This window comes from Rhodoferax sp. (assembly GCF_028714215.1).
GTDB lineage: Bacteria > Pseudomonadota > Gammaproteobacteria > Burkholderiales > Burkholderiaceae_C > Rhodoferax.
Genome location: NZ_JAQTMS010000008.1, coordinates 75,705 through 94,891, shown reverse-complemented (window position 1 = coordinate 94,891; position 19,187 = coordinate 75,705). Strand labels below are relative to the sequence as shown.

At 64.2% G+C, this 19,187-nt stretch carries 17 protein-coding genes; 12 read left to right on the top strand and 5 right to left on the bottom strand.

Translation table 11 applies throughout. The features are described 5' to 3' along the window. Positions 1-43: 43 nt before the first annotated feature. The gene (locus PHS32_RS05850) at positions 44-1,660 is read right to left on the bottom strand and encodes an AMP-binding protein (protein WP_301077953.1); all 1,617 of its coding nucleotides are present in this window, start codon (positions 1,658-1,660) and stop codon (positions 44-46) included. A gap of 113 nt (positions 1,661-1,773) precedes the next feature. On the opposite strand from PHS32_RS05850, the gene PHS32_RS05845 reads away from it, so the two are divergent. The 7 genes from PHS32_RS05845 to PHS32_RS05815 all read left to right on the top strand — a co-directional run bounded on the left by PHS32_RS05845 (position 1,774) and on the right by PHS32_RS05815 (position 8,169). Continuing rightward, positions 1,774-2,448, top strand: a complete 675-nt coding sequence (locus PHS32_RS05845; protein ID WP_301077952.1) for a TetR/AcrR family transcriptional regulator — start codon at positions 1,774-1,776, stop codon at positions 2,446-2,448. After that, entirely contained in the window at positions 2,445-3,692 is a 1,248-nt protein-coding gene (locus PHS32_RS05840) for a branched-chain amino acid ABC transporter substrate-binding protein (RefSeq protein WP_301077950.1), read from the top strand. Before PHS32_RS05845 ends, PHS32_RS05840 begins: the two co-directional genes overlap by 4 nt. A 94-nt stretch (positions 3,693-3,786) precedes the next feature. Further along, entirely contained in the window at positions 3,787-4,062 is a 276-nt protein-coding gene (locus tag PHS32_RS05835) for a type II toxin-antitoxin system Phd/YefM family antitoxin (protein WP_301077949.1), read from the top strand. Further along, positions 4,062-4,400, top strand: coding sequence for a type II toxin-antitoxin system RelE/ParE family toxin (locus PHS32_RS05830; protein WP_301077948.1), 339 nt, complete (start codon positions 4,062-4,064; stop codon positions 4,398-4,400). Before PHS32_RS05835 ends, PHS32_RS05830 begins: the two co-directional genes overlap by 1 nt. A 74-nt stretch (positions 4,401-4,474) precedes the next feature. Then, on the top strand, positions 4,475-5,692 hold the full coding sequence (locus tag PHS32_RS05825; protein WP_301077947.1) for an MFS transporter: 1,218 nt from the start codon (positions 4,475-4,477) through the stop codon (positions 5,690-5,692). After that, positions 5,689-7,143 (top strand): aspartate aminotransferase family protein, encoded by a 1,455-nt coding sequence (locus tag PHS32_RS05820; protein WP_301077946.1) that lies wholly within the window; start codon positions 5,689-5,691, stop codon positions 7,141-7,143. The genes PHS32_RS05825 and PHS32_RS05820 overlap by 4 nt, the downstream gene beginning before the upstream one ends. 18 nt (positions 7,144-7,161) lie before the next feature. Continuing rightward, positions 7,162-8,169: an asparaginase gene (locus PHS32_RS05815; RefSeq protein ID WP_301077945.1), complete on the top strand. Its 1,008-nt coding sequence runs from the start codon at positions 7,162-7,164 to the stop codon at positions 8,167-8,169. A 45-nt stretch (positions 8,170-8,214) separates the two neighbouring features. On the opposite strand, the gene PHS32_RS05810 is transcribed toward PHS32_RS05815, so the two are convergent. The 3 genes from PHS32_RS05810 to PHS32_RS05800 all read right to left on the bottom strand — a co-directional run bounded on the left by PHS32_RS05810 (position 8,215) and on the right by PHS32_RS05800 (position 11,533). Further along, complete coding sequence (locus PHS32_RS05810) at positions 8,215-8,757, bottom strand: polymer-forming cytoskeletal protein (protein ID WP_301077944.1); 543 nt, start codon at positions 8,755-8,757, stop codon at positions 8,215-8,217. A 122-nt stretch (positions 8,758-8,879) separates the two neighbouring features. Next, the gene (locus tag PHS32_RS05805) at positions 8,880-9,494 is read right to left on the bottom strand and encodes a response regulator (RefSeq protein ID WP_301077943.1); all 615 of its coding nucleotides are present in this window, start codon (positions 9,492-9,494) and stop codon (positions 8,880-8,882) included. Beyond that, the gene (locus PHS32_RS05800; protein ID WP_301077942.1) at positions 9,491-11,533 is read right to left on the bottom strand and encodes a PAS domain S-box protein; all 2,043 of its coding nucleotides are present in this window, start codon (positions 11,531-11,533) and stop codon (positions 9,491-9,493) included. The genes PHS32_RS05805 and PHS32_RS05800 overlap by 4 nt, the downstream gene beginning before the upstream one ends. Before the next feature lie 35 nt (positions 11,534-11,568). Between PHS32_RS05800 and PHS32_RS05795 the strand changes: the two genes are divergently transcribed. From PHS32_RS05795 to PHS32_RS05775, 5 genes are all read left to right on the top strand, one after another. After that, on the top strand, positions 11,569-12,618 hold the full coding sequence (locus tag PHS32_RS05795; protein ID WP_301077941.1) for a TRAP transporter substrate-binding protein: 1,050 nt from the start codon (positions 11,569-11,571) through the stop codon (positions 12,616-12,618). Positions 12,619-12,711: 93 nt separating this feature from the next. Beyond that, on the top strand, positions 12,712-13,707 hold the full coding sequence (locus PHS32_RS05790) for a TRAP transporter substrate-binding protein (protein WP_301077940.1): 996 nt from the start codon (positions 12,712-12,714) through the stop codon (positions 13,705-13,707). Between the two features lie 116 nt (positions 13,708-13,823). Next, on the top strand, positions 13,824-14,504 hold the full coding sequence (locus tag PHS32_RS05785) for a TRAP transporter small permease (protein ID WP_301077939.1): 681 nt from the start codon (positions 13,824-13,826) through the stop codon (positions 14,502-14,504). Continuing rightward, positions 14,501-15,784 (top strand): TRAP transporter large permease subunit, encoded by a 1,284-nt coding sequence (locus tag PHS32_RS05780; RefSeq protein WP_301077938.1) that lies wholly within the window; start codon positions 14,501-14,503, stop codon positions 15,782-15,784. Before PHS32_RS05785 ends, PHS32_RS05780 begins: the two co-directional genes overlap by 4 nt. A gap of 56 nt (positions 15,785-15,840) precedes the next feature. Beyond that, positions 15,841-17,007 (top strand): ATP-binding protein, encoded by a 1,167-nt coding sequence (locus PHS32_RS05775; protein WP_301077937.1) that lies wholly within the window; start codon positions 15,841-15,843, stop codon positions 17,005-17,007. Between the two features lie 29 nt (positions 17,008-17,036). Here PHS32_RS05775 and PHS32_RS05770 read toward each other — a convergent pair whose 3' ends face one another. Further along, the gene (locus PHS32_RS05770; protein ID WP_301077935.1) at positions 17,037-19,187 is read right to left on the bottom strand and encodes a sensor domain-containing diguanylate cyclase; all 2,151 of its coding nucleotides are present in this window, start codon (positions 19,185-19,187) and stop codon (positions 17,037-17,039) included.

Here is a 19,187-nt window from a genome sequence, read left to right as displayed (position 1 = left end):
CAATCATTGACTTGTTTTCTGTTGAGGTACTGGCAGCCTCGGCTCAGGCCGGATCCTTCAGCAAACGGCGCAGCACTTTGCCGGCACCGGTGGTGGGCAGGGCGGCGATCAGCGCCACCTCGCGCGGCGCCTTGTAGGTGGCCATGTTGTCGCGCGACCAGGCCACGATGTCGGCGGCGCTGGCGCTCTGGCCCGGTTTCAGCACAACGAAGGCCTTCACCACTTCGCCCTTGTCCGGGTCGGGCACGCCGATCACCGCCGCCTGCGCAATCGCCGGGTGCTTGACGAGAATAGTTTCCACCTCTTCCGGAAACACGCTGTAGCCCGAGACCTTGATCATCTCCTTGAAGCGGCCGATGAAAGTCAGGTAGCCGTCGGCGTCAAGCTTGCCCATGTCGCCGGTGTAGACCCAGCCCTCGCGCAAGGTCTTGGCGGTGGCTTCCGGCTTGTTCCAGTAGCCCTTGAAAACACCGGCGCTGCGCAGCACGATCTCGCCGACTTCATCGACGGCGCAGGCATGGCCAGTGTCGGCATCCAGGATGCGGATCTGGTTGCCCGGAATCGCCTTGCCCTGGGTGCCCCAGCGGATCGCGTCGTGCGGCATGTAAGTGTCCACCGTATGCGTTTCGCTCAGGCCGTAAGCGGCCTCGAACGACTTGCAGTTGGGGGCCAAAGTCTGCCACTGCTTGGCCAGTGCTTCGGTAAAGACGATGCCGAAGCTGGTCACCGGGTTCATGCGCAGGCAAGACAGATCAAAGTCTTTGGCGCCCGGCACCTGCATGGCAAACACATTCATGGGCGCGATGCTGTACCACCAGGTGACGCGGTGCCGTGCGATGGCTTGCAAGGTGGCCGCCGGATCGAAGCGGAACAGCAGCACCGAGGTAGCCCCCGTGAACACGGTGACGTTGATGCCCATCACCATGCCGGCGATATGGTACAGGGGCGCCACCGCCAGCAGCACATCGCCCTGGGCGACGCCGTTGCAGTTGGCCGCCGCCGCCGATTTGTAGAGGGCATTGCGGTAGCTCAGCATGGCGCCCTTGGGCAGGCCGGTGGTGCCCGAGGTGTAGGTCATCAAGGCCACATCGTCCATCTCGATCTTGACCGCCGGCGGCTTCGCGTGGCCCTGGGTCGCCAGCAAAAAATCCTCGACATCGGCGGGCAGCGGCTGCGCCTGCTTTTTCATCGCCAGCAGTTCGGCCGGCACGTCGACGCTGGGCTGCTCCGGCAGCAAGTCGCCGTAGCGCACGCCAAACACGTGCGTCAGCGCCGTCTTGGGGCGCACCTGCGCCACCACCGGCAGCAGGTTGTCGGCGGCGATGATGACGCGCGCCTGCAGATCGTCCAGCTGGTACAGCAGCTCGTGCTCCTTGTTCAGCGGGCCGCAGGGGCAGACGATGGCACCCAGCTTCTGGATGGCGTAATGCGCCATCACGTACTGCGGGCAGTTGTTCAGGAACAGCGCCACCGGCTCGCCCTGCTTGACGCCCAGCGCCGCCAGCCGGGCCGCGAAGGCATCGCTGGCGCGGTCCAGCTCGGCGTAGCTGATGGCGCGCCCGTACCACAGGTAAGCGGCTTTGTCGGGCTGCTGGCGGGCATGGGCGCGCAGGTAGTCGTGCAGGGGGACGTCGAGCTTGGGGGTTTGTGCTGTCTCCATGGTGTCACTTTCAGGGTAAGTACGTAAGGTTGCAAGGGTTCGGGCGCTTGCCAATATATACCAATCGGTAGAATAATTCTACTAACTGGTAGAACAAAGGTGACAAGCCAACCATGACCGCATCCCCTGCCCGACCCCGCGGCCACCGACAAAAAGCCGCCACGCCCGGCACCGACGAAAAGCGCGAGCGCATCCTGAAGGTGGCCGAACGCCTGTTCGCCAGTCAAGGCTACGCCAACACCACGATCGAACAGATCGTGCGCGAACTGGGCCTGACCAAGCCGTTTGTCTACTACTACTTTCACAACAAGCAGGAAATTTTCGAGACCCTGTCCTGGCGCCCGACGGTGGCCTGCTTCACGGCCATGGACTTCCCAGACGACGATGTGCGACCGGCCGAGGTGAAGGTGACCGAGGGCCTGGAGCGGCTGATCCGCGCCACCATCAGCCATTACCCGGCGGCTTTTTTCCCGTACCGCGAACCGCAGGTCTATCGCCCCGAATACCTGGCGGCGCAGAAAAAGCTGGCGCACCATTTTTACGACCGCTTGTGTGCGCTGCTGGAGCAGGGCCGGCGCGACGGCAGCTTCGACTTTATGGAGACCCGCATCACCGCCCTGGCGGCCTGTAGCCTGCCCGGTTTTCTCTACGCCTGGTACCGGCCCGACGGCCGCCTGAACCCCGAGGAAATGGTGCGCGAACTCTCCCGCCTGGCGTGGCGCGTGATCGGCCTGCGGCAAGCCGCCCCATCCGCAAAAGATTCCCCAACCCGAAGGAAAAAACCATGAAGAGACAACTGATCACCCCCATCGCCCTGGCCATCGGCTTGGTGGCCGGCGCGGCCCAGGCCCAGCAGACTTTCAAGCTGGCCTATATCGACCCCTTGAGCGGTCCCTTCGCCAATGTCGGCGAGCTGATGCTGAGCCACGTGCAGTACGGCGTCGGCGAGGTCAATGCCAAGGGTGGCGTGCTCAAGGGCACCAAGCTGGAGTTGCTCAAGTTCGACAGCAAGCTGTCGGCGCAGGAAAGCCAGAATGCCCTGCAGGCCGCCATCGACCAGGGCGCGCGCGCCATCGTCACCGGCGGCTCCGGCTCGTCGGTGGTGGCGGCCCTGGTGGACGCCGTGGCCAAGCACAACGAGCGCCACCCGGAGCAGGCCGTGCTGGTGCTGAACCATTCGTCGATAGACCCGGACCTGACCGGCAAGCGCTGCAACTTCTGGCATTTCCAGACCGAAGCCAATACCGCGATGAAGATGAAGGCACTGGCCAACTACATCAAGAAGCAACCCGATATCAAGAACATCTACCTGCTCAACCAGGACTACGCGCATGGCCGGCAGTGGGCCGCCTACGGCAAGGAAATGGTGGCGCTGGCGCGCCCCGACATCAAGTTTGTCGGCGAGGATTTCCACGCCATCGGCCGCGTCAAGGATTTCTCGCCCTACATCTCCAAGATCAAGGCGACTGGCGCCGATAGCGTGATCAGCGGCAACTGGGGCCAGGACATGACGCTGCTGCTGAAAGCGGGCGGCGACGCTGGCGCCAACTTCCGTTATTTCAACCACAGCGCCGGCTCCATTCCGGGCACCGTGCTGGCGGTGTCGCAGGCCAAGCTGGGGCAGCTCACCTGGGTCGCCGAGTGGCACCCGGGGCAGGCCGACGCACCCAGGGCCGAAGCCCTGGCCAAAGCCTATAAAGCCAAGACCGGCAAGGACTTCCTGGCGCCGCGCATCGAGTTCACGCCGCTGCTGCTGGCGATGGCCATCAACAAGGCGCAGTCGCTGGACGCCGGCAGAATCGCCCACGCCCTGGAGGACTTGACTTTTGAGTCGGTGGTGGGGCCGGTGCGCATGCGCGCCGAAGACCACCAGTTGCTGCTGCCGCAAGTGGTCAACACCATTGCGCCGGTGGACGGCAAGGCGGTGAAGGTCGGCTGGGAAGGCACCAACTACGGTTTCCGCACCGACGCCGTCTACAGCGGCAACGAGCTGGCGCAAGGCACCCAGTGCAAGATGGTGCGACCGCAATAGAGTCGTTCTTGGGGACGTCTTGGGGGAATTTTTTGTGTTGCGGTCGGCCCAAATAAAGACTATATTTGGTTCACTTACCAATCACGGAAACCCCATGCGCTATCGCACCCAGATCCAACCTATCAGCTACTTGAAGGCCAACGCAGCACAGGTGCTACTTCAGCTCGCCGAGCAACGCGAGCCCATGATCATCACGCAAAATGGCGAGGCCAAGGCGGTGATTCAGGATATTGCGTCCTATGACAAAACCCAGGAAACCCTGGCACTGCTAAAAATTCTTGCCCTGGGCAAGCAGGAGATCGAGGCGGGCAAGGTCAAGCCGGTGACTCAGGTTGTGGCACGACTGCGGGCAAAACTGGCAGCGCCTTGATGTCATCGCATCGCCACGAGGTCCTGCTCACCGAGGGTGCGGAGCAGGATCTGGAGGATCTCTACGACTACATCGCAGAGTTTGACTGCGCTGCAAATGCCAACCGTGTGCTGGATCGCCTGCTCGAAGTGGCACAAAGTCTGGCGCAGTTTCCCGAGCGCGGTACCTACCCCAGGGAGTTGCTCGAACTGGGTATTCGGGATTACCGGCAGACTTCGTTCAAGCCCTATCGTGTTATTTACCGGGTGCAGGACCTCAAGGTCTATATCCATCTGATTGTCGACGGTCGCCGGGACATGCAGGCTTTGCTGTCGCGCCGCCTGCTGGGTAAGGCCTAGCCCTCGCACAGCCACAATATATACCGAAGGTCTTCAAGTGAAGTAGTATTCCCGGCAGCTCCGGGAAACTCCACATGCCAGCTCCTGCCACCAAACTGCCTTGGCACATTCCGCTGATCTTTGCGCTGACCTTTGTCATCCACTATCTGGACCGCAATGCGATTTCGTTTGCCTTGCCGCAGATGGCCAACGAGCTGCGCTGGAGCGACCAGCAGCTCGGTGAGTACGGCCAGTACCTGCTGGGCGCGTTTTTCCTGAGCTACGGCCTGGCGCAAGTGTTGCTGGCGGGCCTTGCCGAGCGCTTCGGCGCCAAGCGCAGCCTGCTGATCGTGATCCTGGGCTTTTCCTGCGTCAGCATGGCGATGGGGCCGCTGGGCGGCTCGCTGGCGCTCCTGATCGGCCTGCGCCTGCTGCTGGGGCTGGCCGAATCGGTGCACGTGCCGATGATGGGCGTGATTACGGCACGGCATTTTCCAAGCGCGGTGCGCGCTCGCGCCAACGCCACCTGGAACGTCGGCCTGATCATTGCCACCGCCATCGGCTCGCTGATCACCGTGCCCATCATCAGCGCCTACGGCTGGCGCGCCAGCTTTGTCATCATCGGCGCCGCGGGCCTGCTGGTGGCGCTGCCGCTGGTGCTGATCTTTGTGCCGGACGGCCGGCCCGGCGCGCCGGCGGCGGCTCGCGGCGAGCACAGTTTCCGCAGCCGTCCCGACTACTGGCTGTACGTGCTGTGCGGCGTGCTCAATGCGTTTTGCGGCTTCGGCATCCTGGGCTGGCTGCCGACTTATTTCGTGCGCGCCAAAGGCATAGACTTCGCAGCCCTGGGCTGGCCGCTGACGCTGGTCTTCAGCGCCGGCATCGTCGGCACCCTGGCACTGGCCTGGTTGGGCGACAGATTGCGGCGCCGCGTGCTGCTGTCCAGCATCGGCTTCCTGCTGGCGGCGCTGGTGCTGTACCAGGCGATAGCGGCCCAGTCGCTGAGCAGCATGGTGGCGCTGTTCGCGCTGGCGGTCTTCTGCCAAAGTGCTTTCCAGGCGCAGGAGCACGCCACCGTGCAGAAGCTGGCCAGAGACTCCGAGGTGGGTGCCGCCACCGGCACCTACAACGGCATCAGCCTGGTGATCGGCGGCGTCATCGGCAGCGTGGTGCCGGGCGCCATCGTCTCGGCCAGCGGCAATTTCGACCATGCCTTGCTGGCCATTGTGGTGGCGGCGGCCGCGGCTTCTGTCACCATGGGCCTGCTGAGCTGGCGCATGCGTGAGGGCGATGACAGAGAGGTTCGGTCATGAGTAACAGCCTGCCGCAAAGCGGCCGCGCCGCGGCGCAGATTCTGGACGAACTCAAGGGCTTCGCCAGCCTCGACCCCAAGTACAAGGAAGGCCGCCTGTGGAGCCTGAGCTATTACCTGGACGAGGATTTCGAGAAGTTTCTGGGCCAGGCCTACCAGGCCTTCTCCGGCGCCAACGGCTTGAACCCGAGCGCCTTCAAGAGCCTCAAGCGCTTCGAGAACGAGATCATCGGCATCACCACCCACCTGCTGCACGGCCCGGCAGAGGCCTGCGGTGTGCTGACCTCCGGCGGCACCGAGAGCTGCCTGCTGGCGGTGAAAACCTACCGCGATCTGGCGGCCAGCCAACGCCGCGTGAAAAAGCCCGAGATGATCATCCCGGTGACCGCCCACGTGGCCTGGTTCAAGGCCTCGGAATACTTTGGCGTGAAGCTTCGCCTGCTGCCGCTGGACGCGCAACTGCGCGCCGACGTGAGCCGGCTGGAAGGCCTGATCAACCGCAACACGGTGATGATTCTGGGCTCGGCGCCGGAGTACCCGCACGGCACCATAGACCCGATAGAGGCGATGGGCGAGATTGCACAAAGGCACGCTATCCCGCTGCATGTGGACGCCTGCGTCGGCGGCTTCATCCTGCCCTTCATGGAGCTGAACGGGCGAGCGCTGCCGCTGTGGGATTACCGGGTCCCCGGCGTCACCTCGATCTCGGCCGACCTGCACAAATACGGCTTTGCCGCCAAGGGCGCCTCCACCATAAGCTACCGCAACCTGGACTATTTGAAGCACCAGATGTTTGTTTACCAGGACTGGCCGGGCGGCGTCTTTGCCTCACCGGCCCTGCTGGGCACGCGACCCGGTGGCGCCTACGCCGCCGCCTGGGCCACGCTGCAGTATTTCGGCCAGTCGGGCTACCGCGAGCTGGCGGCGCGCACTTGCGAAGCGGTGGACCGTCTGAGTGCCGGCATCGAAGCCATCGCCGGCCTGAAGCTGCTGGTGGCACCGCAAGGGCCTTTGCTGGCCTATGGTTCCATCGACCCGGCGGTGAATATTTTTGCCGTCGGCGACCAGATGGACGCCCGGGGCTGGAGCATCAACCGGTTGCAGAATCCGGACGGCCTGCATGCCATGGTGACGGCCCAGCATCTGGCCGTGGTCGATGCCTATCTGGCGGATTTGCAAGCCGCTGTTGCCACGGTGCGCTCGCACCCGGAGTTGGCGCAGCAAGGCAGCGCCGCCACCTACGGCATGTTGTCGCATGTGCCGCTGCGCGGCCTGGTCAAACGCCGCGTGCTGGACATCTTTGCCGCCATGTACGCGCCCGGCGGTGGTGCCATCGATCTGTCGGCCAGCGTCGATAATGCCGGCACCGAGCCGGACGCGGCGCACGGCAAGACACCCCTGCTGGAGCGCCTGATGATGAAATACGTGAGCTGGAAATCCCGCCAACGTTGAGCGAAAGAATTTTTCACAATGAACCTTGTCCCCCTGATCCAACTCAACCGTGGCGGCACCCTGGAGTGTCTGCACTTCGGTGCCGTGGCGGTTGTCAACACCCAGAACAAGTTGCTGGCGCAAGCCGGCGATGCGCACTGGCTGACCTTCTCGCGCTCCACCCTCAAGGCCTTGCAGGCTTTGCCTTTCATGCAGGCCGACGGACCGCGCCAGTTCGGTTTTGCCGCCGAGCAGGTGGCGCTGCTGTGCGCCAGCCATAACGGCGAGCCGCAACACGTGGCGGTGGTTCAGGGCATGCTGGACAAAGCCGGCCTGGGCTACAAGGCGCTGCGCTGCGGCTGCCATGTGCCGATGGCGTTCACGCTGAGCGACGCGGCGCCGCTGACCGGCATGGCGTTTGACGAACGGCACAACAACTGCAGCGGCAAGCATGCCGGCTTTCTGGCCTATTGCGTGCAGCACGGTTTGAGCCAGGACGACTACACCGATCCGGCGCACCCGCTGCAGCAGGCGATCCGGCGCGACGTGGCACGCGCCGTCGGCATGGACGCCAACGACTTCAAGATGGGCATAGACGGCTGCTCGGCACCCAACTATGCCTTGCCGCTGTCACGCCTGGCCTACGGCTACGCGCGGCTGGCCAGCGGTCAGAAAGATGCCCAGTTCGGCGCAAGTTTTGCCGCTCTGAGCGAAGCCATGACGGCGCATCCGGACCTGGTGTCGGGCACTGGCCGCAACGACCTGGCTTTCATGCGCGCCGGGCGCGGCGACTGGGTCAGCAAGATCGGCGCCGACGGCGTGCAGGTCATAGGCAGCAAGAGCCGCGGCGAGGCTTTTGCCATCAAGATCATCGATGCCAACAAGCCGGCCCTGTTTGCCGCCAGCGTCGAAGTGCTGGACCAGTTGGGCTGGCTCGACGCGGCGCAGCGCGAAGAACTCAAGCCCTGGCGCGCGCAGGCCATCGTCAACGCGCGCGGCATGCCGGTCGGCGAACGGCTGCCCGTTTTCAAATTGCAGACGCCTTGAGGCGCGGCCGGGCGCCGGCCGCTCCGGAGCCCGACCCGACCCGCCTCAGGCCACCACCGACAAACCCGACTTTTCCGGGCTGACGGCTCTGGCCACGGCGACGGCACCCGACTGGATGTCGCCGGTCAGTTGGCCGCCCTCCTCGATCACGATTTTGCCGTAGCGAACCTTGCCGGTGACCTTGCCGGTGGCATGGATGACCAGCTTCTGGCGCACCGTCAGGTTGCCCTCGAACTGGCCATGAATCTCGGCCAGATCGATCTCGGCCGAGCCTTTGAAGGCGCCCTGTTCCGAAATCTGCATGAGCCGCGAATCCATGGTCGCCTCCACCATGCCCTCGACCAGCAAGGTGTCGCAATCGGTAATTTCCACCCCTTTGAGCTTGATGTTGGGTCCGACCGTCAGTTTGCTGCCGCTCTCCCTGGCCGGCGCACTGGGCGCCACAGGATTCGCCGCGACGGGCATCACGGTCGGTGGGGCACTGGCGCCGCCAGAGGCAACGCCGCTGGCGGGATGGCTCGCGGGAGTGCCTTGGCGCACCGGGTTCAGGGGTTCGCGTTTGTTGAAGAAATGAGGTGTGATCGCCATGGGACTTCCTTTAAAGACTCATGGTACGGGCCACGCTGGTGAAAGTCTGCACCGCAGATGCAAGACTGGTAACCGGATATGTTCCGGCCCCGGCGCGACCCCCAATTATTTACGGACAAGTTCTAAGCCTCGTAACGGCCCAGTTTGTGCGCCAGCTCGATGGCCGAGCTGACTTCCATTTTCTTGAAGATGTTGGCGCGGTGAAACTCCACCGTGCGCGGGGTAATGCCCAGGTGGTCGGCGATGGTCTTGTTGTAGTTGCCCTTGATCAGCTCGTCCAGCACTTCGCGTTCGCGCAGGCTCAGGCTGGCCAGTGCCTGGCGCAGACGCTGGGCCTGGCGCTGCTGGTCGCTCATGGCGGAGGCCGCCGCCAACGCCTGCTCCACCTTATCCACCAGCACGTTGTTCTGAAACGGTTTTTCCAGAAAATCCCAGGCCCCGTTCTTGACCGCCGCCACCGCCATGCTGACGTCGCCGTGGCCGGTCAAAAACAGGATCGGCCAGGGGCAGCCCAGGGCCTTGAGTTCCTCGAAGGTGCTCAGGCCCGACAGCGGCTCCATCCGGATATCCAGCAGCACCACGGCCTGGCCCCAGTCCGGCAGGCGCGCGCGCACGGCTTGCAGAAAGACGTCGCCGCCGGCCCAGGTGGCGGCCTTGTGGCCGCGCGAATCGAACAGCCAGGCCAGGCCGTCGCGAAAATCGGCGTCGTCGTCAACGATGTGAATGGCGCAGTTCATGGCCTATTGTCCGCCGCCGAGCCACCGAGTGCATCCTCCACCGACAGCGGCAACCAGAGCGTGAAGCGGGCACCGCCCAGGAGCGGATCGCGGCCGACGTCGATGCGGCCGTGATGCGCCTCCAGCACCGAGCGGCAAATCGCCAGCCCCATGCCCATGCCGTCGGCCGAGGCGCTGAAAAAGGCGCCGAAGATCTGCTCCTTGTGCTCCTCGCCGACGCCGGGGCCGCTGTCGCCCACCACCATCCCGGCCAGGCCCTGGTCCAGCTCAATGCGCACCTGCACGCGCGCCGGGCGGCCGGCCAGTGGCGCCCAGTGCAAGGCGTTGCCGACCACGTTGTGCAGCGCATGCTCCAGCAGCAAGGCATCGGCCTCGACCCACACCGGAGCCGGACCCAGCGCCAGCTCAAGATCGACTTGACGCTGTAGCGGGTGCTGGCTCAGCGTGCCGCGCATGAAGCTCACCAGCTCCAGCCGCTGGCGCGACATTTCGCGCCGGCGCACAAAAGCGTTGACGCGCTTGATGATGTGGCCGGCCTTGTCGGACAGGCGCTCCATGCGCTCCACCACCGGCACCACCTCCGGCAAGGTGATGCGGCCGCCGCGCAGGCGGTTGAGCAAGCCGTTGGCAAAGCTGCTGAGCGCGCCCAGCGGCTGGTTGAGTTCGTGCGCCAGGGTCGAGGCCACCTCCCCCACCACCACCAGCCGGCCCGAGGCCTGCAGCCGCTCCTGCTGGCGCGCCGCCAGGCGCTCGGCGCGCTTGCGCTCGCTGATGTCCAGCACCGAACTCATCCAGCCGATCTGTTGGCCGTCGGCGGTAGTCAGCGGTGCCTCATGAATCAAGACATCCAGCAAGTGGCCATCGCGGTGCTGGAACTGCACTTCCACCCCGTCCTCGTGGGTGCCTTGGGCGATGATGTCGCGGTGCACCAGTTCGAGTTCGTCGGCCTGGTCCGCCGGCCAGTAGGGCAGCGGCGTCGACCGGCCCACCAGTTCCAACGCCGTGTACCCGACCAGCCGGCAAAACGACTCGTTGACGTACAGGATCTTGCCGCTGCGGTCCCAGGCCCGCAAGCCGATGGTGACCGAGTTTTCCATGGCCGTGCGCAGCGCCACCTGGGCCTGGAACAGGGCTTGCACCTGCTGCCGTTTGACGATGTCGCGGCGCAGAGCCCACAGGCTGACCAGCATACCCGACAAAAACAGCAGCGCCACCAGAAAGAAGATGCGCGGCACGGTGGCCGCATGGACGCCCAGCGGCGTCACTTCCAGGAACAGATCGGTACCGGCCAGGTTCATGGCGGCCCGGTAAGGTGGTTTGCTGCGCGTGTCGTCGGCCGGCGGCTTGGCCTCGTCGGTCGCCAGATGCACCGCATGGTTCTGCGTGAACCAGGTCGGCACCAGGGCCGCCGTCGAGCGCTCCAGCGACAGGGCGGCCAGGTAATTGCCGACAAACTGGCCGCGGTCGAAGAAAGGCACGGCCAGCCAGACCACATCGGTCGCTTGGCCATCGGGCTGTAGCATCAAACCGGCATAGGCGGAGCGCCGCAGGCCGCGGGTGGTGTCCTGCAAGGTGGCCAGCGCCTGGGCGTTGGCGGGGTGCGCCGACCAGTCCTGCTGCCAGCGCGCCAGTCCGACGCGGGCACCGCTGCCCTGGCCCGTTGCCAGCCAGCCATGGGCCAGCAGCACGCCCGGCTCGCGCCACAACAGTCCGCCCTGCAACGGGGCGCTGTCGGCGTGGCTGGCGCCCAGCACGCTTTGCCGCGCCAGCAGCAGCAAATCGTCTTCCAGCCGGCGGAAATGAAACTGCACGCTCTGCTCCAGCCACTGGGCGTCGGCGGCGCGACTGCGTGCCTCCTCGTCGGCCTCGAAGGTGTTGAGGTACAAGACCAGCGCGACCACCGAGGCCAGCAGCAGCAGCAGCAAGCCCAGCAGCCACAACAAGGCGCGCCGGTTGCGGCTGGCGTGCCCGGGCATGGTCTGTTGCAGCAGCGCAAAGTCGAGCGACTGGTCGGCGGCGGTGGATTCGGTTTTGGCCATTGTTGAGGCAAACAAGTCCTCGCATAATAGCCAGCATGCCAGCGCCCGACTTGCCCGCCCTTAGCCGCCGCCGTCTGTGCTTGCGCGGTCTGACGGCATCAGCATTGGGTTCGACCCTGGCCTGGCCGACGGGCGCACGCGGCCGGACCCGACCGGTGACGCTGCGCTTTTCGCATGTGGTGGCGCAGCAGACGCCCAAGGGCTTGGCCGCCCTGCGCTTCCAGCAGTTGGTGGCGCAACGCTCCGGCGGACGCATCCGGGTGCTGCTCTACCCGGACGCCCAGCTCTATGGCGACGACGACGAGATGCAGGCCTTGCAACTGGGCGCGGTGGACATGCTGGCGCCGTCGCTGTCCAAGTTTGGCCGCATCGGCTTTCCCGAGTTCGAGCTGTTCGACCTGCCGTTCCTGTTCGGCCAGGTGGCCGACGTGCGGCGCATCACGCAGGGCCCGCTGGGGCAGCGCTTGCTGGAAGGCCTGGGCCGTCAGGGACTGACCGGCCTGGGTTACTTCGACAACGGCTTCAAGCAGATGAGCGCCAACCGCCCCTTGCTGGCACCGGAGGATTTCGTCGGCTTGCGCATGCGGGTGCAGGCCTCGCGCGTGATCGCGGCGCAAATGCGGGCCTTGGGCGCGCAGCCGGTGACGCTGGCGTTCAGCGAGACCCGGCGCGCGCTGGAGACCGGCGTGGTCGACGGCACCGAGAACCCGGTCTCCAATTTCTGGACCCAGGGCATGCACCAGGTGCAATCCGATCTCAGCCTGACCGAGCACGGCTATCTGGGTTATGCGGTGGTGGCGAACCGGCGTTTCTGGCTCAGCCTGGCAGCCGCCGACCGCGAGCTGCTGGGGCAGGCTTTGAGCGAAGCCCTGAGCTACGGCAACCAGATCGCGGACGCCCAGAACGAGAAAGCGCTGGCGGCCTTGCGCCAGGCCGGCACCACCCGCATCCATGTCCTGAGCGAGGCCCAGCGTGAGCGCCTGCGCCACGCCGTCGAGCCGGTGCACAAGGCGCTGGCCAATCGCATCGGTCTGCCCTGGATGGACGCCATGCGCGACGCCTTGAAGCAAAGCGTCAAGGGTTAACCCTAGCTGTTGAACGCCACAGTTGGCGCACAGTCGAATGCTGTTTAAGCTTCGCCCGTTAGCTTGACCAACCCTCGTTTTGGAGACACTTCTATGAAACTGAAATTCCTGCTCGCCACCATGTTGCTGGCGCTTGGCCTGAGCGCCGGCGCGCAAACCATCATCAAGTTCAGCCACGTCGTCGCGGCCGACACACCCAAGGGCAAGGCCTCCGAGTTCTTTGCCAAGAAGGCGGCCGAACTGACCAAGGGCAAGGTCAAGGTCGAGGTCTATGCCAACAGCGCCTTGTACAAGGACAAGGAAGAAATGGAAGCCCTGCAGATCGGCTCGGTGCAGATGCTGGCGCCGTCACTGGCCAAGTTCGGACCGCTGGGCGTGAAGGAGTTCGAGGCCTTCGATTTCCCGTTCATGTTCGACGACACCGCCGAGTTGCACAAGATCACGCAAGGTCCGGTCGGTGCCGCCATGCTGGCCAAGCTGGAGCCCAAGGGCATCAAGGGTCTGGCTTACTGGGACAACGGCTTCAAGTCGTTCTCGGCCAACACGCCGCTGAAGATGCCGGCCGACTACAAGGGCAAGAAGTTCCGCATCCAGTCGTCCAAGGTGCTGGAAGAGCAGATCCGTTCGGTCGGCGGCATTCCGCAGGTGATGGCTTTCTCCGAGGTCTACCAGGCGCTGCAAACGGGCGTGGTGGACGGCACCGAAAACCCGATCTCCAACTTCTACACGCAGAAGATGCATGAAGTGCAGAAGCACCTCTCGCTCACCAACCACGGCTACCTGGGTTATGCCGTCATCGTCAACAAGAAATTCTGGGACGGCCTGCCGGCCGACGTGCGCGGCCAACTGGAGCAGGCGATGAAGGAAGCCACTGTCTACGCCAACCAGATTGCGCAGGAAGAAAACGACAAATCGCTGGCCGGCGTCAGGGCCAGCGGCAAGACCGTGATTTACGAACCGACCAAGGATGAGCGCATGGCGCTGAAAAAGGCGATGGCCCCGGTGCACATCAAGATGGCGGACCGCGTCGGCAAGGACACGCTCAAGGAGTTCTACAAGGCCACCGGCTTTGATCCGACCAAGCTCTAAGCCGGTTGTCATTGCGGACCAGATCCGCAATCCAGTCTGTGCGTGGCACCGGATGCCGGATCGGAGTCCGGCATGACAAATTCTTCATACCCCTGGGCAGGTTCGGAGTTCAAAGCATGAAATTTCTTGATCACCTGGAAGAGTGGCTGGTCACCTTCCTGATGGGCGCCGCGACGCTGATCATCTTTGTGGCGGTGGTGCACCGCTATGCGGCGGGCCTGCCGATACCAGGCCTGCAGGACTGGCTGCTGTCGCTCAGCATGAGCTGGGCGCAGGAGCTGACCATCATCATGTTCGTCTGGATGTGCAAGTTTGGCGCCGCTTACGGCGTGCGCACCGGCATTCACGTCGGTGTCGACGTGCTGATCAACCGCATGAACGACAAGATGCGCGGCAAGTTCATCATTTTTGGACTCTGCGCCGGCGCCGTCTTCACCGGCATCGTGGCGGCCCTGGCCAGCGGCTTTGTCTGGGACAACGGCGCGCATTACGCCTGGTTGAAAATCCTGGGCCTGCCGCTGGACGGGGTTCCGGAAGGCCCCACCACGCCGGATCTGGAATGGCCCACCTGGATGGTTTACAGCGCCGTGCCGCTAGGCAGCAGCCTGATGTGTTTCCGCTTTCTGCAGGTGATGGTCAGTTTCATCAAGACCGGCGAGCTGCCGCACCATGACCATGGCCACGTCGATGGGCTGGAGGAAGAAATGGCGAAGCCCCCGGTTGACCTCAATCCCTACGGCATGCAGGACAACCTGCACCCGGACGAGACACCGGACAGCGAAGGGGGCACGAAATGAACGCCGCCGTCATCTTTGTGCTGTTGCTGGTGCTGATGCTGACCGGCATGCCGATCTCCATCTCGCTCGGTCTGACGGTGCTGACCTTCCTGTTCGGTTTTACCCATGTGCCGCTGGAGTCGGTGGCGCTGAAACTATTCACCGGCATCGAGAAGTTCGAGATCATGGCGATCCCGTTCTTCATCCTGGCCGGCAACTTCCTGACGCACGGCGGCGTGGCGCGGCGCATGATCAACTTTGCCTCCAGCATGGTGGGCCACTGGTACGGCGGCCTGGGTCTGGCCGGCGTGCTGGCTTGCGCCCTGTTTGCGGCGGTGTCGGGCTCCTCGCCGGCGACGGTGGTGGCGATCGGCTCGATCCTGATGCCGGCCATGGTCAGGGCCGGTTTTCCCAAGAGTTTTGGCGCCGGCGTCATCACCACCTCGGGCGCCCTGGGCATCCTGATTCCACCGTCGATCGTGATGGTGATGTACTCGGTGGCCACCAACACCTCGGTCGGCGCCTTGTTCATGGCCGGCGTCGTGCCGGGCATCGCGCTGGCCTGCGTGCTGGGCGGCGTCACCTGGTACCGCGCCCGCAAATTCAACTATCCGCGCCTGCCCAAGGCGACCTGGGCCGAGCGCTTCAAGGCCTTCAAGACCTCGGCCTGGGGCTTGCTGCTGATCCTGATCGTGATGGGCGGCATCTACACCGGCATGTTCACGCCGACCGAGGCAGCGGCCATGAGCGCGGTCTACGCCTTTGTGGTGGCGGTCTTTGTCTACAAGGACATGAAGTTGAAGGACGTGCCGCGGGTGCTGCTGAACTCGGCCAATATGTCGGCCATGCTGCTCTACATCATCACCAACGCGGTGCTGTTCTCCTTCATCATGGCCAACGAAAACATCCCGCAGGCGCTGGCCGACTGGATGCTGGGCAACGGCCTGGGCATGATCACCTTCCTGCTGGCGGTCAACGTCATGCTGCTGCTGGCCGGCAACTTCATGGAGCCGTCCAGCATCGTGCTGATCTTCGCGCCCATCCTGTTCCCGGTGGCCATGAAGCTGGGCATAGACCCGGTGCACTTCGGCATCATCATGGTGGTCAACATGGAAGTGGGCATGTGCCACCCGCCGGTGGGCCTGAACCTGTACGTCGCCTCCGGCATCACCAAGATGGGCATCACCGAGTTGACGGTGGCGGTCTGGCCCTGGCTGCTGGCGATGCTGGGCTTCCTGATGCTGGTGACTTACTGGCCGGGCCTGTCGACCTGGTTCCCGCGGCTGCTGGGGATGATGTAGCGCGCTTATAGAAAAATATCTATGCAAATTCACCACGTCGTGGTAAATTTGCAAGGATGTTAGACAGAAAAGCTCTTGACACGGTGCGCCAGGCGCTATCGCGCCAAGCCTGTGTAGTCCTGATCGGCCCGCGCCAAGTTGGAAAAACCACCTTGGCACTGCAAATTGGCGAACTGCAAAACGCCCTCTACCTCGATTTGGAAGACGTTCAGGAGAGGGACAAGCTGAGCAACGCAGCCGTCTTTTTGTCCGCCTATGAAGACCGGCTGGTGATCCTAGACGAAATTCACCGCGCACCTGACCTGTTTTTGACCTTGCGCGGCCTGATTGACCAAGGCCGCCGCAAGGGACTGCGCACGGGCCGCTTCCTGCTGCTGGGCTCCGCCTCGCTCGACCTGATGCGTCAAAGCGGTGAAAGCTTGGCCGGGCGCGTCAGCTACATCGACATGACACCTTTGAGCGTGTTGGAGCTGCCGGCCGAGGCCCGGGAAACATTGTGGATACGCGGCGGCTTTCCGGACAGCTACCTGGCACCAGACGAGCGACAAAGTCTGGACTGGCGTAAAGATCTGCTCAGAACCTACTTGGAACGCGATGTGCCGATGTTCGGCCCGCGCATTCCAGCAGAAACCCTGCGCCGTTTCTGGACCATGCTGGCGCACAACCAGGGCGCCTTGATCAACGCTTCGCGCCTGGCCGCCGGCTTGGAGGTAAGCAGCCAGACAGTGAGTCGCTATACCGATTTGCTGGTTGATTTGTTATTGGTGCGCCGGCTCCAGCCCTACCACATCAATGTTGGCAAACGTCTGGTGAAATCACCCAAGGTCTATATCCGCGACAGCGGTTTACTGCATGCGCTGCTCAATCTGGTGGACCACAACGCCTTGCTGGGGCACCCCGTGGTCGGCGCCAGTTGGGAAGGTTTTGTGATCGAAAACCTGATCAACGCCGCGCCCACCTTGACGGTGCCGGGCTTTTACCGGACCTCGGGTGGGGCTGAGATCGATCTGCTTCTGGAACTGCCCGGCGGCGCACGCTGGGCCATCGAAATCAAGCGCAGTCGCGCCGCCAAACCGGCACGAGGCTTTTATGAAGCCTGCGAAGACTTGAAACCCGCCAAGCGCTTCGTCGTCCATGCCGGGATGGAACGTTATCCGATCAGCGAAAACATAGAAGCGGTTGGCGTGCGCGAATTGGCCGAGACCTTGTCGCAACTGGCTTGAAGCGGGGCTGTGGAGAGCGCCCACTCCACCTAACTGGCGCCGCAAAACCGACAGCTGTTGCCCTGCTGCTTGGCGCTGTACATGGCGCTGTCGGCGGCCCTGACCAGCGCGTCGGCGTCGCCGGCGTCCGACGGGTAGATGGCAATGCCGATGCTGCTGCCGATCTCCACGCTCTGCTTCTGACTGTCGAGCTGGAACGGTTTCGCCAGCGCGGCGATGATTTTCCGGGCCACCGTTGCCGCTTCCTCGGGCCGCGTGACGTCGGACAGGATGACCGTGAATTCGTCGCCGCCGATGCGCGCCACGGTGTCCGATTCGCGCACCTGACGGCGGATTCTGGCGGCCACGGCTTGCAGCAATTCGTCGCCGGCGGTGTGCCCCAGGCTATCGTTGACCTGCTTGAAGCGGTCCAGGTCGAGGTACAGCAAGGCGAACTGGCGCAGGTCGCGTTTGGCCAGACTGACCGCCTGCTGCAAGCGGTCGTTGAACAGCAGGCGGTTCGGCAAACCGGTCAGGCTGTCGTGATGCGCCACCCGCTGCATGCGCTGCTCCGCCAGCTTGTGCTCGGTGATGTCGATGGTCACCGAAAAACAGCCCAGCACCTTCCCCTTGTCGCCGACATGCGGCAGCAGTTTGACGGCCAGGTAACGCGCCTCGCCATTGGCCAGCTTGCGCGTCCTTTGGTAGGTGACGGGGTGTCCCTGCAAGGCCTGCGCAAAATAGCCTTCGATCTCCGGGTAGGCCTCCTCCCCGGCCACCTCGCGCACGTGCCGGCCCAGAATGCTGTCCGAGCTAAAGCCGTAAAACTCGCTGTACATCTTGTTGGCGAAGCTACAGCACAGGTTCTGGTCCCAGGAGGCGGTCATGGCCGGCACGTTGTCGGCGAACAGGCGCAGTTCCTGCGCGCTTTCGCGCAAGGCTTGCTCCAGCCGCTTGCGCGCCGTGATGTCGGTGCCGACGCCGCGGTAGCCCCGGAAAGCGCCGGACGGGTCGAACATCGGATTGCCGCTGATCGACAGGTAGCGCTCGCTGCCATCCGCGCCGCGGCGCGAGAACTCGAACCGGCGGAATGGCCGCCGCGCCTCCAGTACCGCCCGGTGGCCCTGCCAGCCGGCCTCGTCGGGCGACAGATAAGGTAGTTCCCAACGCCGTTTGCCGATCGGCGTGCCGTGCCCGAAGACCGACGCGCTGCTCAACTTCTTGTCGACCCAGTAGCGCTGCGAAAGCCGGTGCTGGGCGTCGCTCTCCCAGTAGAAATCGGACGACATCTCGGTCAGGCTGCGAAAACGCGCCTCGCTCTCGTGCAAGGCCTGGTCCATGCGCTTGCGCTCGGTGATGTCGTGCACGATGGCAATCCACTGCGGCTTGCCGTCCAGCAGCGCCTGGCTGAGCGCCAGCTCGATCTGGAAGTGCTGGCCGTCCTTGCGCTGGCCGTCGGCTTCCAGCGTGCCCAGCGGCGCTTGCCAGTCCGGCAGACCGGCCCGCACGATATCGATCCCGGGCAGCAGGTCGGCCGCGCTGCGGCCCAGCGCTTCGGCTCTGTCGTAGCCGAACATGCGTGCCGCCGCCGGGTTCAGGGACTGCAGCAGGCCGTCCGCGTTGAAGCTGATGATGCCCTCCACCGCGTTGTCCACGATGGTGGCCAGGCGCTCCCGTTCCTGACCCAAGGCGCCCAGCGTGCGCTTCAGTGCGCGCAGGGGCAGCAGATTCAGGCTCAGGTAAATCGCCAACCCTAGCAGCAGGGCGAACAAGCCCACCAGCGCCGTACTCTGCAACAACGGCAGCAGCGAGCGGCTGCTGACAAAGCGGCCCACCAGCCGCCCCGAATCCAGCAGCGGCGCGGCGCGGCTGAGCAGCGGCGGATCGAGGTTCTGCTGGTTTTGGGCCAGCACGCTGCCGCGCTCGTCGAAGATCCAATGCTGCTGCGCCGGGCCATCGGCGTGATGGTTGGCGGCAACGGCGTCCAGCCTGGGTACCTCGAAGCGCCACAGTTCGGGGTTGACATTGATTCTCTGGGTCACCAGTTCGGCACCGGCTGCGGCATCGTTGGCAGTTGCTTCGGCCGCAAAACTGAAGACCACCAGCCAGTAACCCAGCGGCAGGGAAACCGCCAGCAGGATCGCGATGCCGGCGGCGATCCAGCGCAGGGTTCTGGCCAAGCCGATTTCTGCTGCCGACAT

Coding starts and splice junctions, on each gene's coding strand:
- PHS32_RS05840 (WP_301077950.1), top strand. CDS start 2,445: ATGAAGAGACAACTGATCACCCCCATCGCCCTGGCCATCGGCTTGGTG.
- PHS32_RS05785 (WP_301077939.1), top strand. CDS start 13,824: ATGAAATTTCTTGATCACCTGGAAGAGTGGCTGGTCACCTTCCTGATG.
- PHS32_RS05835 (WP_301077949.1), top strand. CDS start 3,787: ATGCGCTATCGCACCCAGATCCAACCTATCAGCTACTTGAAGGCCAAC.
- PHS32_RS05850 (WP_301077953.1), bottom strand. CDS start 1,660: ATGGAGACAGCACAAACCCCCAAGCTCGACGTCCCCCTGCACGACTAC.
- PHS32_RS05820 (WP_301077946.1), top strand. CDS start 5,689: ATGAGTAACAGCCTGCCGCAAAGCGGCCGCGCCGCGGCGCAGATTCTG.
- PHS32_RS05790 (WP_301077940.1), top strand. CDS start 12,712: ATGAAACTGAAATTCCTGCTCGCCACCATGTTGCTGGCGCTTGGCCTG.
- PHS32_RS05805 (WP_301077943.1), bottom strand. CDS start 9,494: ATGAACTGCGCCATTCACATCGTTGACGACGACGCCGATTTTCGCGAC.
- PHS32_RS05810 (WP_301077944.1), bottom strand. CDS start 8,757: ATGGCGATCACACCTCATTTCTTCAACAAACGCGAACCCCTGAACCCG.
- PHS32_RS05830 (WP_301077948.1), top strand. CDS start 4,062: ATGTCATCGCATCGCCACGAGGTCCTGCTCACCGAGGGTGCGGAGCAG.
- PHS32_RS05770 (WP_301077935.1), bottom strand. CDS start 19,187: ATGTCGGCAGCAGAAATCGGCTTGGCCAGAACCCTGCGCTGGATCGCC.
- PHS32_RS05775 (WP_301077937.1), top strand. CDS start 15,841: ATGTTAGACAGAAAAGCTCTTGACACGGTGCGCCAGGCGCTATCGCGC.
- PHS32_RS05815 (WP_301077945.1), top strand. CDS start 7,162: ATGAACCTTGTCCCCCTGATCCAACTCAACCGTGGCGGCACCCTGGAG.
- PHS32_RS05825 (WP_301077947.1), top strand. CDS start 4,475: ATGCCAGCTCCTGCCACCAAACTGCCTTGGCACATTCCGCTGATCTTT.
- PHS32_RS05800 (WP_301077942.1), bottom strand. CDS start 11,533: ATGGCCAAAACCGAATCCACCGCCGCCGACCAGTCGCTCGACTTTGCG.
- PHS32_RS05845 (WP_301077952.1), top strand. CDS start 1,774: ATGACCGCATCCCCTGCCCGACCCCGCGGCCACCGACAAAAAGCCGCC.
- PHS32_RS05780 (WP_301077938.1), top strand. CDS start 14,501: ATGAACGCCGCCGTCATCTTTGTGCTGTTGCTGGTGCTGATGCTGACC.
- PHS32_RS05795 (WP_301077941.1), top strand. CDS start 11,569: ATGCCAGCGCCCGACTTGCCCGCCCTTAGCCGCCGCCGTCTGTGCTTG.